The 13,396-nt window shown below is 66.4% G+C and carries 14 protein-coding genes; 8 read left to right on the top strand and 6 right to left on the bottom strand.

Annotated elements, in window-relative coordinates; translation table 11 throughout:
• Window positions 1–156: 156 nt before the first annotated feature.
• Both IEW85_RS12180 and IEW85_RS12175 read left to right on the top strand, forming a co-directional pair.
• The gene (locus IEW85_RS12180) at window positions 157–1,107 is read left to right on the top strand and encodes a PaaX family transcriptional regulator (protein ID WP_188686125.1); all 951 of its coding nucleotides are present in this window, start codon (window positions 157–159) and stop codon (window positions 1,105–1,107) included.
• A 69-nt stretch (window positions 1,108–1,176) separates the two neighbouring features.
• Window positions 1,177–2,205 carry an LLM class flavin-dependent oxidoreductase gene (locus IEW85_RS12175; protein WP_188686123.1) on the top strand — a complete coding sequence of 343 codons (1,029 nt, stop codon included), beginning with the start codon at window positions 1,177–1,179 and terminating at the stop codon, window positions 2,203–2,205.
• Window positions 2,206–2,275: 70 nt separating this feature from the next.
• Here the strand turns inward: IEW85_RS12175 and IEW85_RS12170 are convergent, their stop codons facing one another.
• Window positions 2,276–3,277, bottom strand: a complete 1,002-nt coding sequence (locus tag IEW85_RS12170) for a hypothetical protein (protein WP_188686121.1) — start codon at window positions 3,275–3,277, stop codon at window positions 2,276–2,278.
• A gap of 207 nt (window positions 3,278–3,484) precedes the next feature.
• Between IEW85_RS12170 and IEW85_RS12165 the strand changes: the two genes are divergently transcribed.
• Window positions 3,485–4,933, top strand: a complete 1,449-nt coding sequence (locus IEW85_RS12165; RefSeq protein WP_188686120.1) for an MFS transporter — start codon at window positions 3,485–3,487, stop codon at window positions 4,931–4,933.
• Window positions 4,934–4,952: 19 nt separating this feature from the next.
• Here IEW85_RS12165 and IEW85_RS12160 read toward each other — a convergent pair whose 3' ends face one another.
• Complete coding sequence (locus IEW85_RS12160) at window positions 4,953–5,294, bottom strand: hypothetical protein (RefSeq protein WP_188686118.1); 342 nt, start codon at window positions 5,292–5,294, stop codon at window positions 4,953–4,955.
• Between the two features lie 110 nt (window positions 5,295–5,404).
• Here IEW85_RS12160 and IEW85_RS12155 point away from each other — a divergent pair, with 110 nt between their 5' ends.
• The 5 genes from IEW85_RS12155 to IEW85_RS12135 all read left to right on the top strand — a co-directional run bounded on the left by IEW85_RS12155 (window position 5,405) and on the right by IEW85_RS12135 (window position 9,619).
• Window positions 5,405–5,983, top strand: a complete 579-nt coding sequence (locus IEW85_RS12155; protein WP_188686116.1) for a phage holin family protein — start codon at window positions 5,405–5,407, stop codon at window positions 5,981–5,983.
• Between the two features lie 35 nt (window positions 5,984–6,018).
• On the top strand, window positions 6,019–6,912 hold the full coding sequence (locus IEW85_RS12150; RefSeq protein ID WP_188686114.1) for an exodeoxyribonuclease III: 894 nt from the start codon (window positions 6,019–6,021) through the stop codon (window positions 6,910–6,912).
• 194 nt (window positions 6,913–7,106) lie between these two features.
• Entirely contained in the window at window positions 7,107–8,141 is a 1,035-nt protein-coding gene (gene trpS / locus IEW85_RS12145; protein ID WP_188686112.1) for a tryptophan--tRNA ligase, read from the top strand.
• Between the two features lie 8 nt (window positions 8,142–8,149).
• On the top strand, window positions 8,150–9,271 hold the full coding sequence (locus tag IEW85_RS12140; RefSeq protein WP_188686110.1) for a YihY/virulence factor BrkB family protein: 1,122 nt from the start codon (window positions 8,150–8,152) through the stop codon (window positions 9,269–9,271).
• Window positions 9,272–9,343: 72 nt separating this feature from the next.
• Complete coding sequence (locus IEW85_RS12135; protein ID WP_188686108.1) at window positions 9,344–9,619, top strand: Lrp/AsnC family transcriptional regulator; 276 nt, start codon at window positions 9,344–9,346, stop codon at window positions 9,617–9,619.
• Between the two features lie 34 nt (window positions 9,620–9,653).
• Here the strand turns inward: IEW85_RS12135 and IEW85_RS12130 are convergent, their stop codons facing one another.
• The 4 genes from IEW85_RS12130 to sdhA form a co-directional block, all read right to left on the bottom strand.
• Complete coding sequence (locus IEW85_RS12130; RefSeq protein WP_188686106.1) at window positions 9,654–9,842, bottom strand: hypothetical protein; 189 nt, start codon at window positions 9,840–9,842, stop codon at window positions 9,654–9,656.
• Window positions 9,818–10,678 carry a hypothetical protein gene (locus IEW85_RS12125; protein ID WP_188686104.1) on the bottom strand — a complete coding sequence of 287 codons (861 nt, stop codon included), beginning with the start codon at window positions 10,676–10,678 and terminating at the stop codon, window positions 9,818–9,820. The genes IEW85_RS12130 and IEW85_RS12125 overlap by 25 nt, the downstream gene beginning before the upstream one ends.
• A 101-nt stretch (window positions 10,679–10,779) precedes the next feature.
• A complete protein-coding gene (locus IEW85_RS12120; RefSeq protein WP_188686101.1) occupies window positions 10,780–11,571 on the bottom strand; it encodes a succinate dehydrogenase iron-sulfur subunit in 792 nt (263 codons plus the stop codon).
• Window positions 11,571–13,358, bottom strand: coding sequence for a succinate dehydrogenase flavoprotein subunit (gene sdhA, locus IEW85_RS12115; RefSeq protein ID WP_188686099.1), 1,788 nt, complete (start codon window positions 13,356–13,358; stop codon window positions 11,571–11,573). Before sdhA ends, IEW85_RS12120 begins: the two co-directional genes overlap by 1 nt.
• Between the last annotated feature and the right edge of the window lie 38 nt (window positions 13,359–13,396).

Below are 13,396 nucleotides of genomic sequence, written 5' to 3'. Positions count from 1 at the left end.
TCGTCAAGTTTTTGACATCCATTGAAGGAGAATCGCGCTCGCAGAAGGGATCTGCGACTACTGTGGTGGCCAGGTACAGCGCCGAAGGATGACTGACTTTAGTTCCTTACGGCCACTGCAGACAGATGAGACAGCGGAGAAGTCGGAGAGGACGATGTGACCAGAGAGTTCCTGGAGGATCTGCGGACCGAGGTCGCTGAGGGGCCCCGCCCCCGGCAGATGTTGGTCACCCTGATGGCGGAGTACTGGGTGGAGCTCGGCGCTCGGGCGCCTTCGGGGGCGCTGGTCGAGCTCATGGAGGAGTTCGGTGTGCCAGGCTCCGGGACGCGCACCCTGCTGAGCCGAATCTGTCGGCGCGGACGTCTGGAGCAGCATCGGGAGGGCCGGAGGACCTTCTACTCCTTCGCCGACGGAGCGCGAGGGCGGGTGCTGCAGGGGTTCAACAGCATGGCCAGGTTCGGGCGCGTCCCTGGTCCGGATCCGTTCATCTGGACCACCGTGGTGTTCTCCGTGCCGGAGGCCCAGCGCCCCCGCCGGCTCAAGCTGCACAAGGGCCTGAGCTGGATGGGGTTTGCCCCGCTCTACGACGGAGTCTGGGTGTCCCCGCAGGCGGCACGGGAGGGCGTCGCTGGGCTGCTGCGCTCGTTGGAGATCGACGCGGCCACGGTCTTCGAAGCGACGGCCCATGGTGTGGGCCGCACTCATGGACTGCCCACCGACGCATGGTCGGTGCCGCTGATCCGGAGCCGCTATGAGGCATTCCTAGACCAGGTCGAGGAGGCGCTGGCCGCCGTGGATTCCGGGCGGGTGACGGCTGCTGAGGCCTTGGTGCTGCGCACCCAGCTGATCAACGTCTGGCGTTGGTTCCCCCGGATGGACCCGGGCCTGCCGCTGGATCTCCTGCCGGCAGACTGGCCTCGGCAGCGAGCGGCCGCATGCTTCCGCAAGCTCTATGCCAAGCTGGAGCCGCTGGCAGTCTCCTTCGTCCGTGCTGTGGTGGAGCGTCATTCGGCAGAGCATCTGGACGATGTCCGAAGCCACCGCATCCCGGAACAGGTGCCGGAGGTCATCACGGTGAGCGGTGTGCCCGCCTACCAGCGGTACTGAGCGCTCCGGCGGCGTCGGGATCTTCCAGCGTCGTGGAATGACTGGAGCCCGTGCAGGGTTTGCTCCGGTATGAGCGCTAAGAAGATCGGCTTCCTGTCCTTCGGCCACTGGACCCCCTCGCCCCGTTCGGGTACGCGATCGGGTCAGGACGCGCTGCTGCAGAGCATCGATCTCGCCGTCGCGGCCGAGGAGCTGGGAGTCGACGGCGCCTACTTCCGAGTGCACCACTTCGCCCGTCAGCTGGGCTCGCCCTACCCGTTGCTGGCCGCAGCGGGCGCGAAGACCTCCAGCATCGAGATCGGCACCGGCGTGATCGATATGCGCTACGAGCCGCCCATGCGCTTCGCCGAGGATGCGGCCTCCGCGGATCTGATCTCCGAGGGTCGGCTGCAGCTGGGCATCTCCCGGGGCTCGCCGGAACAGGTGGTGGAGGGCTATAAATACTTCGGCTTCCACCCGGCTGAGGGAGAGCGCGACGCCGATATGGCGCGCCGGCACACCGAGATCGCTCTGCAGGTGCTCACCGGTCAGGGCTTCGCCGAGCCGAACCCGCGGCCGATGTTCCCCAACCCGCCCGGCATGCTGCGGGTGGAACCCTACTCGCAGGGTCTGCGCGAGCGCATCTGGTGGGGCGCCGGCTCCGACGCCACCGCCGAGTGGGCGGCGCAGAAGGGCATGAACCTGATGAGCTCCACGCTCAAGGACGACGAGTCCGGGGAGCCGCTTCACATCCAGCAGACCAAGCAGATCCAGAAGTTCCGCCAGGAGTGGAACAACCACGACCACGGCTTCACCCCGCGCGTCTCGGTGAGCCGCTCCATCATCCCGATCGTCTCGGACCAGGACCGTGCCTACTTCCTGGGGCAGCGGGACAGCCAGGACCAGTTCGGGATGATCGATGAGAAGACCCGGGCGGTCTTCGGCCGCTCCTACACCGCCGAGCCTGATGAGCTGGTGGAGGAGCTGGCCACGGACACAGCCGTCCAGGAGGCGGACACCCTGCTGGTCACGGTGCCCAACCAGCTGGGCGTGGACTACAACGCCCGGCTGCTGGAGAACATCATCGAGCACGTGGCCAAGCCGCTGGGCTGGAAGTAGACGGCGGCCGTGGCAGGGGATCGTCTCCTGCCGCGGCCTGGGCCGCCCGCTCCTCGCCCTGCGGACTGCCTCACATCTGTTCGACCAGCTCCTCGTCGGCGTGTTCGATCAGGATGTCCTCGAAGTCGGACTCGGTGATCACATCCCCGTCAGGTTGGCCCTCTTCATATTGAGCCTGATCCCAATCGCGGAAGGTCACCATGATGGGGTTGCCGTCTTCGTCCTCACCGTCCACGGTGAGGATTCGCGGAGCGTCTTCGTCGGCGGTGATGACCATCTCGCCTTCACCCTCATCGGAGTAGACCCACACGTCTTCGCCCTCGCGCTCCTCAGCCTCTCCCTCAGGGAATTCGCCGTCGGGCCAGGGGAAGATGCTGTCCTCATCGGCCTCTGAGAAGTCCTCCTCCATGCTGGAGAGGATCTCATCGATCGCGAAGTCAGAGTCCGGCTCGTTCATCTCGTCGCTCATGTCGACCCAGCTGTCTTCCAGATCGTCATAGACGCCGTCCATGTCGATGGCGTCGCGGAACTCGTCAGGGAGCCCCTGTTCGAGGAAGAAGACCGTGCTCTGGCCGTCCATGAAGGTTCCCTCGTCATTCTGGAGGAACGTCATCTGCTGGCCGGCGATGTCGAACTGAACTTCGGAGGCTGAGCCGTCGACAGCGCCCGAAACGGCGAGCGAAATCTGCTGCATGTCGACGTCTTCCTCATCGTCGCCGAATTCCTCAGCGAAGTCGCCGAGGTCAGCACCCATCGCGTCGCCCTCAGCCACCATCGTGACGCTCTCCGCGCTCTGCATGGAGGCGAAGATGTCCTCATGGATCTCCTCCAGGGCGGGCGCCTCGACCTCCTCGGGGGCCTCCTCCTCGCTGGCCTCTTCGCCAGCAGCCTCAGTCTGATCCTGGCTGTCGTCGTCGGCGTCGTCGCCTCCCTCGACAGAGGCGCAGGCGCTCAGGGCAAGCAGACCGGCCATGCCGACGCCGGCCGCCTTCATCAGGCGCGGGCGCAGCAGGCTGCGCGCAGCGGGGCCCTCAGTAGTCAGCATGTCGATGGTCTGGTCCTGATCGGACATAGGTCTCTCCTTAGCGCGAAATCTGCTCGCCGGAACGGGTGCGAGTTCTATGAGCACCCTATCCAGAGCACCTGAGGCCAGCGCTCCTGCGGGACCTGCCGGGAGGAATGTTCATCGAATCGTGATGACTGTGGCGCCGCGCCGAGACTGCGCTGCGCGGCGAGGCAGTGTGAGCATGCCCCGCAGACCACGGCATAGCATGGCCGCATGACCTCCCACCCCCGCCGGATGATGGCTGCCATGTTCCTGCCGCTCTTCGCGGCGCTGCTGAGCATCAGCATCGTCAACGTGGCGCTCCCCGCCATCGAGGCCGGCCTCGGAGCCTCCGACTCGGATCTGCAGTGGGTGCTCTCCGGCTATGCGCTGGCCTTCGGCGTGGCCCTGGTGCCCGCAGGCCGCGCCGGCGACGTCTGGGGCCGGCGTCGATTCTTCCTGCTCGGGGTGATCTTCTTCGGCCTGGCCTCGCTGCTGACCGCACTGGCTCCGGATCCGCTGCTGCTGAACATCGCCCGTGTCCTGATGGGCATCGGCGCGGGCATCCTGACCCCGCAGATCATCGGCATGATCCAGCGGCTCTTCACCGGATCCGAGCGGGGCCGAGCCTATGGCCTGATGTCCACGGTGATCGGTCTGGCCGTTGCGGCAGGACCGGCGCTGGGCGGTCTGATCATCGACACCACCAGCCCGGAGATCGGCTGGCGCCTGACCTTCCTGATCAACGTTCCGGTCACCGCGGCCGCGCTGCTCTTCGCCATGCTGTGGCTTCCGCGCCCGGAGGACGACGACGCCGGCCCGCAGGCGCAGGACACGGCGGCCGCCTCCGGCTCCGGGCTGCGCGGCATCCACCGTCTGGACCCGGTGGGTGTGCTGCTGCTCTCGGCCGCGGTCGTGCTGATCATGCTGCCCTTCATCCAGTTCCGCAGCCTCTTCGGCGCAGCCCTGGGTGTTCTCGGTGCGGCAGTGCTGCTGGGGTGGGTGCTCTGGGAGAAGCGGCTGGGGCAACGCCATGCCGGTGCGCCCATGGTGAACCTGGCGCTGTTCACCGTGCCCAGCTACACGCTGAACTCTCTGGTGCTGGGCCTCTACTTCACCGGTATGCCCGCGATCTGGGCCATCGTGGCCGTCTACGTCCAGCAGGGGCTCGGCGAGGGCGCGCTCATCGCCGGACTCGTGACCCTGCCCAGCGCCCTGATGGTCATGCTGCTCTCCGCCTCAGTGGGCAAGCGCGTGGCCGAACGCGGCACCCAGCTGCTGGTGTGGGGCACGGTGCTCTCCGTGGTCGCCATGCTGGCCGTTGCCGGTGCGGCCGCCCTGATGAGCACCGACTACGGCTCGCTGTGGCTGCTGACCGCAGCCGTCGCCGTCGTCGGGCTCTCCCAGGCGCTGATCATCCCGAGCGCTCAGACCCTGTCCATGCAGGATGTGCCCGAGCGCATGGCTGGGGCCGCCGGGGGAGTGGCCCAGACGGCGCAGCGTGTGTGCACCGCGGTGGGCGTCGCCCTGATCACCGGCATCTACTTCACCGTCAGCGCCCACGGAGAGCACCAGGACGGACTGGTGGTCGGCGCACTGGGAATCGCCGTGTTCATGGTCAGCTCAGTGGCGGCCGCCGTCTTCGCGGCCCGGAGGGCGCGCAGAGCGGAGGCCGCCGCCTGAGCAGGCGTACGGTCCTGCCTCAGCGCAGGCGGGTCACCGGGCGGATGTCCTTGCCCAGGACGAAGGCAGGGCGGCCGGCGAAGATGCGGGCGCGCTCCTCGGACTCCTCCCACTCCTTCTCCGCCTGCTCGAACTCCTCGCGGCTGCCCGGGCGGCTGACGAACCAGGTCAGCTCGTCCTTCTCCGCGGAGAGCCACACCGACTCCACGGTGAAGCCGCGCGCCTCGCGGGCGGGGAAGACCTCGCTGCGCAGGAACTGGACGAACTCGTCGAGCAGCTCCGGGTCAGTGGTGTAGCGGCGCATCATGGTGGTGCGCTGGGCCTGTTCGGCTCCTGCGATGCCCTCGGGCAGCTCTGTCATGGGGTCCTCCTGATGAAACGGATCTGGTCCGCGCACCAGCCTATGCCTGACCGGCCCGCGGCGGGAGTCCGATTAGCGTTCCGAGCGCGTGGCCGGGGATAATCTGGGGTATGAGTTCCCAGTCTTCTCTGCCTCCGACGGGCGCCTCCCGCGCTGACCACGCGGTGCGGAATTTCGGCCGCCGCACCTCCGGGATCACCTTCGCGGTGATGATCACCGTGCTGCTGGTGGCGCTGATCTTCGCGGCCAACCAGAACGACATCATCGGATGGATCATCGTGGTCATCTCGGCCGGCTGGCTGCTGCTGGCCGCCGTGCTGGTGGTCACCGTCCGCCGGGCCTCACAGAAGGTCGGGCAGACCCTCGACTCGGCCCGCGCCGACGTCGCCGCCCACCGCGCCGGTCAGTCCGGCGCCGCAGCCGTGGTGGACGAGGACGCCCACGCCCGGAACATGAAGCTGGACCACTCCTTCAAGATCGTCCAGGTCCAGAAGCGGGTCATCACCCAGGAGCTCGAGAAGGGCGCCGAGGCCGATATGGAGATGATCGAGCGCGCACTGGACACGATGGAGATCACCGCCACCAACGGCCGCGACATGCTGGCCGACCTGGTGGGCCGCAGCGAGAAGAAGAGCGGCGACGACGGCGACGCCGGCGGTGAGACCATCGAGGGCGACGTCGTCCGCTGACCACACCCGTGACTACTTCAGGAGAGAGTGCATCCATGACAGAGGCCACCACTGAGGAGAACCCCTTCGGCGAGTTCCCTCACCGGATCGTCGACCCCAAGGGTGAGGGCCTGACCCGGATCGGGAGCGTCAACGTCAACGGCATCCGCGCCGCCCACCGCAAGGGGATGGGGGAGTGGCTGGCCTCCCGCGAGATCGACATCCTCGCGCTGCAGGAGGTGCGCGCCGACGGCGCCACCCTCACCAAGCTGGTCCAGGACATGGCCGAGCCCACCGGCAAGACCTGGCACATCCATGAGCATGAGGCCGCCCAGAAGGGCCGCGCCGGCGTAGCCATCATCTCCACCCAGGCCCCGGTGGCCACCCGGACCGGGATCGGCGAGGGTCACCCGGAGGACGACGGCCGCTGGATCGAGGCTGACTACGAGCTCGGTGACGGCAGCACGCTGACCGTGGTCAGCGTCTACGTCCACTCCGGCGAGGTGGGCACCGAGAAGCAGGAGCACAAGATGCGCTTCCTGCAGTACATGCTCGAGTACCTGCCCAAGCTGGCCGAGCACGCCGACCACGTGCTGGTCATGGGCGACCTCAACGTCGGCCACACCGAGCTGGACATCAAGAATTGGAAGGGCAATAGGAAGAACTCCGGCTTCCTGCCCGAGGAGCGCGCCTACTTCGACCAGTACTTCGGCGAGACCGGCTACGTGGACGTCGCCCGCTCCATGGCCGGTGAGGTCGAGGGTCCCTACACCTGGTGGTCCTACCGCGGTAAGGCCTTCGACAATGACACCGGATGGCGCATCGATTACCAGATGGCCACTCCGATGCTGGCCGAGCTGGCCTCCAACGCGAAGGTCGACCGTGCGCTGGACTACTCGCTGCGCTGGTCCGATCACGCGCCGCTGATGGTGGACTACCGCCTGCCGTGATGCGCTGAGCTCCGCCGCGGCCCTGCACAGAGGCCGGGCTGAGACTCTCGTCGGAGAGCCCCGCGAGGTGAATTCCTCGCGGGGCTCTCTGCGAGCCGCAGGACTGTGGAGCCGAAATTCGCTCAGAACGCGCGGATTGGTAGTCTGACAGCGATACTCCCGCGTGCGGGTGCAGGTCTGCCCCGCCCCGCTCCATGGCTATGACGAGACTGAGGAGACGAACTGTGACCGAGCGCGTACTCTCCGGGATGCAGCCGTCGGCTGATTCCCTCCACCTGGGCAACTACCTCGGCGCGCTCGTCAACTGGGTCGAGATGCAGGAGCGCTATGACACGTTCTTCTTCATCCCGGATATGCACGCGATCACCGTGGCCCAGCCCCCGGAGGAGCTGCGCGAGCGAGTCCGTCGCACTGCCGCTCAGTACATCGCCGGCGGGATCGACCCGGAGCGCTCCACGCTGTTCGTCCAGTCCCATGTGCCCGAGCACGCCCAGCTGGCCTGGTTGATGATCTGCAGCACCGGGATGGGCGAGGCCTCCCGGATGACCCAGTTCAAAGACAAGTCGGCCAAGCAGGGAGCCGATGCGGCCGGCGTCGGGCTGTTCACCTACCCGATGCTCCAGGCTGCTGACATCCTGCTCTACCAGCCCCACGGCGTCCCGGTGGGAGAGGACCAGAAGCAGCATGTGGAGCTGACCCGCACCCTCGCCCAACGGTTCAACCACCGCTACGGCGAGACCTTCCGCGTGCCTGCGCCCTACATCCCGGCCGAGGGTGCCCGGATCTACGATCTGCAGAACCCGACGGCCAAGATGTCGAAGTCTGCAGAGTCGCCCAACGGTCTGCTCAACATCCTGGACACCGATAAGAAGATCGCCAAGAAGATCAAGTCTGCGGTCACCGACGACGGCAGTGAGATTCGCTTCGACCGTGAGGCCAAACCCGGGGTCTCCAACCTGCTGAGCATCTACTCGGTGCTCAGCGGCAAGACCATCGATGAGCTGGTGGCCGAGTACGAGGGCACGATGTACGGGCACCTGAAGGTCGACCTGGCCGACGTCGTCGTGGCCAAGCTGGGTCCGGTCCGGGACCGGGCCGAAGAGCTGCTCGGTGATCCTGCAGAGCTGGACGCCCTGCTGGCCAAAGGCGCGGCCAAGGCACGGTCTGTGGCCTCTGAGACGCTGGCTCAGGCCTACGACAAGATCGGCTTCCTGCCGGCGGAGTCCTAGGCCCAGCAGTGCCACAGACCAATCCCAGTCGGCTGCGGCCGCGGACCGGTCACCACAACGCCCTGGTAGACGCTGCCAAATCGCGGATCGAGAAGATCGACGATTCGCAGGAGACCGTGCAGAGGACGAACCCTCTGCACGCCGAGACGCTCATGCAGGCCGAGCTGCAGGCTCGGATGGAGTTCGGGCGGCGCAGACGCGACCGTGCCGGCGCTTCAGCTGTGGCGCTGGCGCTGGTCGGATGGGCGCTGGCCCGGGCGGACCGGACTCGGCCGGTCCGGGCGGTCAACCTGTTCTTCTTCCGCTACGGCACCGTCATGGCTGCCGGGGCGGCCTACATGATGTTCTTCTCCGCGGCCGCTCTGCTCTGGGCCGGATTCTCCGTGGCGGGAATCGTCATCGGGAATAACCCTGATCTGCAGGATGTGATCATCCGTGCGGTCAACAACGCCCTGCCCGGCCTGCTCGGAGAGAACGGGCTGATCAGCGATGAGGAGGTCCACGCTCTCTTCAACGTGGGTGGGTTCAGCATCTCGCTGACCATCGCCGTCCTCCTGGCGGTCTTCACCTCGTTGAGCTGGCTCCATGGCCTGCGCTCGGGCATGCGCAGCATCTGGGAGCGGCCGCTGATGGCGGAGAACATCATCGCGGTGAAGGTGAGGGACCTCGGCATCCTGGCCCTGCTGGGGGTGGTGGCCCTGACCTCGGCGCTTCTGGGCTTCGCCAGCCACGCCTTCATCGAGGAGATCTTCGACCTCCTCGAGTGGGACTCCGGGGGAATCGTGGCGCGGATGACGTGGTTCGCCTCCCTGGTCATCTCCTTCGGCCTGGACATGGTGGTGGCCGTGCTGCTGATGCGCCTGGCCTCCCGGCTGGTGATCCCGATGAGCGCCCTGTGGCAGGCTGCTCTGATCGCCGGCGTCGGGTCCTCGGTCCTGAGACTGTTCGCCTCTCAGCTGCTCACCAACTTCGCCGACAGCCCGAACCCGCTGCTCAGCGGTTTCGGCGCCGTGCTGGGCGCCTTCTTCTACTTCTATCTCTTCGGCCTGGTCTACCTCGTGGCGGCCTCATGGGGCGCCGTGGCAGCTTCTGACCACGCCCGCCGCAAGGGCCCCACTCGGCAGAGATGAGTTCTCGACTAGGCTCGTAGGGAACAGCACCTGCTGTCCCTTCGGAAGCCTGCAGAGAGGTGAGCAGCCATAATGGTCACAGCATTGGTCATGATGAAGACCGAGCCGCATAAGATTCCCGAATCGGCGCAGCTGATCGCGGATATCGAAGAGGTCGACGCCGTCTATTCGGTCACCGGGAAGTGGGACCTGGTGGCCACAGTGAAGACCGTGGACTTTGAGGACCTCAGCGAGGTCATCCCTGCCAAGATCGCCAAAGTGGCCACCATCTACGAGACCGAGACCATGGTCGCGTTCCGCACCTACTCCTCCCAGGATCTGGAAGCAGGCTTCGCCTTGGGCGAGTAGGGGAGGCCGCCAGCGGCGCCGCCAAGGGCTGCCGCTAGATGATGCTGGGGGCCGTACCGGGGAAGAACGAGTCCAGCACCGCCGCTGCCACCGGGCGGGGCGTGCCCTCCCAGGGGAAATGGTGCATCGCGATGCCCGGGCTGGCGTTGAGCTCGATGACGGAGGGCTCCTGATGGTCGCCCTCCCTGCGGGGGAGGATCACATCGAGGCCGCCGATGCGCATCCCCGGCAGCGCGCGCGCCGCCTTCTCGATTGCGGCGCGCTCCTCAGCGCTGACGTGATCAGTGGCATCGATGGCGTCGCCACCGGTCCGTATGTTCGAGACCGCGTGGAGGAAGACGCGTTCGCCCTCCGTCGGCACAGTGTCTCTGCGGTGTGCTGGGCGCGTGCCAGATGTGCGTCGACCTGTTCGTCCAGCGGGAGCTTGCGGTGATAGCGGCCGCGGGAGGCGTTCTTGGCCGCTACCAGCTGCTCCACCGTTGAGCGGCCGTCGCCGAGCACGCTGCCTGGTCGTCGCAGAGTGGCGGCCTGCAGGACTCCGTCCACGATCAGGCAGCGGTGTTCCACTCCCGGACGGAACTCTTCGACCAACACCCGTTCGGTCACTGAGCCGACGCGACGGAAGGCCTCACGGAACTGCTCCTCGGTCTCCAGACCGACGTGGACTTCGCGTCCCTGCTTTCCGTTGGCCGGTTTGATCACAGTGCGTTCGAAAGGCTCGGACCATGACCAGGCTCGGGAGGTCTCTTCGGGACCGAAGATGGAGTTCTCCGGAGCTCCGATGCGTTGGTTGCGCAGCAACCGGGAGGCGACGTCCTTCTGTGCGGCGATCCGCTCAGCGAGATCCGCGTTGTGGCTGGTGCTTCCTCCCGCCCACGTCTTCACCGTGCCTCGGTGCTCGATCACCATGCGCGGCTGAGTGCGGGAGCGGCGGACTGTCAGGCCCCGCTCCAGTGCTTCTGCCGCCACCACGATGTTGGTCCAGCTGGTGGAATTGACGCCGAGCTCTGCCAGATGTGCGGCGGCACGGGTGAAGGCGGGACTGTCGAAGTGATCCATGGTTCCCCTCTGCCGGACGAGTGATTGAGAAACATACAGCTGAGGGCCCCTGGGAACAGTCCCAGGGGCCCTCAGCCTGCGCGGTGAGGCCGGTCAGCCGCTCAGAGGCTGCGGGTCAGGATAGCCGTCTTGACCTCCTGGATGGCCTTGGTGACCTCGATGCCGCGGGGGCATGCGTCCGAGCAGTTGAAGGTGGTGCGGCAGCGCCACACTCCCTCACGGTCGTTGAGGACCTCCAGGCGCATATCGCCGGCGTCGTCCCGGGAGTCGAAGATGAAGCGGTGTGCGTTCACGATCGCTGCGGGGCCGAAGTACTGGCCGTCGGTCCAGAACACCGGGCAGGAGCTGGTGCAGGCAGCACACAGGATGCACTTGGTGGTGTCATCGAACCGCTCGCGGTCCTCCGGGGATTGGTGACGCTCAGCAGTCGGCTCGGGGGAGTTGTTCACCAGGAAAGGCATGATCTCGCGGTAGGACTGGAAGAACGGCTCCATGTCCACGATCAGGTCCTTCTCGATGGGAAGACCCTTGATGGCCTCCACCGTGATGGTCTTGGAGGTGTCCAGGTCCTTCAGCAGCGCCTTGCAGGCCAGGCGGTTGCGGCCGTTGATGCGCATCGCATCGGATCCGCAGATGCCGTGGGCGCAGGAGCGGCGGAAGGTCAGGGATCCGTCGATCTCCCACTTGACCTTGTGCAGGGCGTCCAGCACACGGTCGGTGCCGTACATGGTGAGAGTCCACTCATCCCACCAGGCGTCCTCGGCGCGCTCGGGATCGTAGCGGCGGACCTTCAGTGTGATGTCGAAGCTGGGGATCTCACCGCCGGAACCGCCGGCCTCGGCCAGATCGATCTTGGAGGCAGGTTCTGCGACTTCTTGGGTGGGGGTGCTCATCAGTACTTACGCTCCATCGGCTCGTAGCGGGTGAAGACGACCGGTTTGGTCTCGAAGCGGATGCCCTTGGTGCCTTCGGTCTCGGCCTCGGGGTCGTTGAAGAGCATCGAGTGCAGCATGAAGTTGTCGTCGTCGCGGTCCGGGAAGTCCTCGCGGTAGTGACCGCCGCGGGACTCCTGACGGTGCAGCGCAGCCACGGTCATGACCTCGGCCATGTCCAGCAGGAAGCCGAGCTCCACAGCCTCGAGCAGGTCGAGGTTGAAGCGCTTGCCCTTGTCCTGGATCTGCACGTTCTGGTAGCGCTGGCGCAGCTCTTCGATCTTGGCCAGCGCCTCCTTGATGGTCTGCTCGGAGCGGAACACCTGCATGTTGGCGTCCATGGTCTCCTGCAGCTCGGCACGCAGGGTTGCGACCCGCTCGCCGCCCTGGCCGTCGCGGACCACGTTGAGCAGCTGCTCGGTGTAGGCGGCCGGGTTCTCCGGCAGCTCCACGAACTCGGCAGAGTTGGCGTACTCGGCGGCGGCGATGCCGGCGCGCTTGCCGAAGACGTTGATGTCCAGCAGGGAGTTGGTGCCCAGGCGGTTGGAGCCGTGGACGGACACGCAGGCGACCTCGCCGGCGGCGTAGAGGCCCGGGACCACAGTGTCGTTGTCCTGGAGGACCTCAGCCTCGACGTTGGTCGGGATGCCGCCCATCGCGTAGTGGCAGGTCGGGAAGACCGGCACCGGCTCGGTGTAGGGCTCCACACCCAGGTAGGTGCGGGCGAACTCGGTGATGTCCGGGAGCTTGGCATCGATGTGCTCGGGCTCCAGGTGGGTCAGGTCCAGCAGCACGTAGTCCTTGTTCGGACCGCAGCCGCGGCCCTCACGGACCTCGTTCGCCATAGAGCGGGCCACGATGTCACGCGGGGCGAGATCCTTGATGGTGGGCGCATAGCGCTCCATGAAGCGCTCACCCTCCGAGTTGCGGAGGATGCCGCCCTCACCGCGGGCCGCCTCGGAGAGCAGGATGCCCAGGCCGGCCAGACCGGTGGGGTGGAACTGGACGAACTCCATGTCTTCCAGCGGGATGCCCCGGCGGTAGGCGATGGCCATGCCGTCGCCGGTCAGGGTGTGCGCGTTGGAGGTGGTCTTGAAGATCTTGCCCAGACCGCCGGAGGCGAAGACCACCGACTTGGCCTGGAAGACGTGGATCTCACCGTTGGCCAGATCGTAGGAGACCACACCTGCGGTCTTCTTCTGGGTGTAGGTGGTGCCGTCCTCGGCGGTGACCTCTTCGTCCACCGTCAGCAGGTCCAGCACGTAGTACTCGTTGAAGAACTCGACGTTGTGCTTGACGCAGTTCTGGTAGAGGGTCTGCAGGATCATGTGACCGGTGCGGTCCGCGGCATAGCAGGCACGGCGGACTGCGGCCTTGCCGTGGTCACGGGTGTGGCCGCCGAAGCGGCGCTGGTCGATCTTGCCCTCAGGAGTGCGGTTGAAGGGCAGACCCATCTTCTCCAGGTCGAGGACGGCGTCGATGGCTTCCTTCGCCATGACCTCGGCCGCGTCCTGGTCGACGAGGTAGTCGCCGCCCTTGACGGTGTCGAAGGTGTGCCACTCCCAGTTGTCCTCTTCCACGTTGGCCAGTGCGGCGCACATGCCGCCCTGGGCGGCACCGGTGTGGGACCGGGTGGGGTAGAGCTTGGTCAGCACTGCGGTGTGCGCACGCTGGCCGGATTCGATGGCGGCGCGCATACCTGCGCCGCCGGCGCCGACGATGAGCACGTCGTACTTATGAACCTGCATGAACTTGGGGCTCTTTCTGTCAGTCAGTGCGGTGAAGA

The organism is Nesterenkonia cremea (assembly GCF_014642675.1).
Lineage (GTDB): Bacteria > Actinomycetota > Actinomycetes > Actinomycetales > Micrococcaceae > Nesterenkonia > Nesterenkonia cremea.
Note: the sequence above shows the minus strand (reverse complement) of the source record. Positions and strands in the feature narration are given on the sequence as shown.

Bases quoted from the DNA above. Each gene is read 5' to 3' on its own strand.
- IEW85_RS12130 (WP_188686106.1), bottom strand. From the start codon at position 9,842: ATGCGCATCGGCGGCCTCGATGTGATCCTCCCCCGCAGGGAGGGCGAC.
- trpS (WP_188686112.1), top strand. From the start codon at position 7,107: ATGGCTATGACGAGACTGAGGAGACGAACTGTGACCGAGCGCGTACTC.
- sdhA (WP_188686099.1), bottom strand. From the start codon at position 13,358: ATGCAGGTTCATAAGTACGACGTGCTCATCGTCGGCGCCGGCGGCGCA.
- IEW85_RS12170 (WP_188686121.1), bottom strand. From the start codon at position 3,277: ATGTCCGATCAGGACCAGACCATCGACATGCTGACTACTGAGGGCCCC.
- IEW85_RS12120 (WP_188686101.1), bottom strand. From the start codon at position 11,571: ATGAGCACCCCCACCCAAGAAGTCGCAGAACCTGCCTCCAAGATCGAT.
- IEW85_RS12125 (WP_188686104.1), bottom strand. From the start codon at position 10,678: ATGGATCACTTCGACAGTCCCGCCTTCACCCGTGCCGCCGCACATCTG.
- IEW85_RS12175 (WP_188686123.1), top strand. From the start codon at position 1,177: ATGAGCGCTAAGAAGATCGGCTTCCTGTCCTTCGGCCACTGGACCCCC.
- IEW85_RS12150 (WP_188686114.1), top strand. From the start codon at position 6,019: ATGACAGAGGCCACCACTGAGGAGAACCCCTTCGGCGAGTTCCCTCAC.
- IEW85_RS12160 (WP_188686118.1), bottom strand. From the start codon at position 5,294: ATGACAGAGCTGCCCGAGGGCATCGCAGGAGCCGAACAGGCCCAGCGC.
- IEW85_RS12155 (WP_188686116.1), top strand. From the start codon at position 5,405: ATGAGTTCCCAGTCTTCTCTGCCTCCGACGGGCGCCTCCCGCGCTGAC.
- IEW85_RS12165 (WP_188686120.1), top strand. From the start codon at position 3,485: ATGACCTCCCACCCCCGCCGGATGATGGCTGCCATGTTCCTGCCGCTC.
- IEW85_RS12135 (WP_188686108.1), top strand. From the start codon at position 9,344: ATGGTCACAGCATTGGTCATGATGAAGACCGAGCCGCATAAGATTCCC.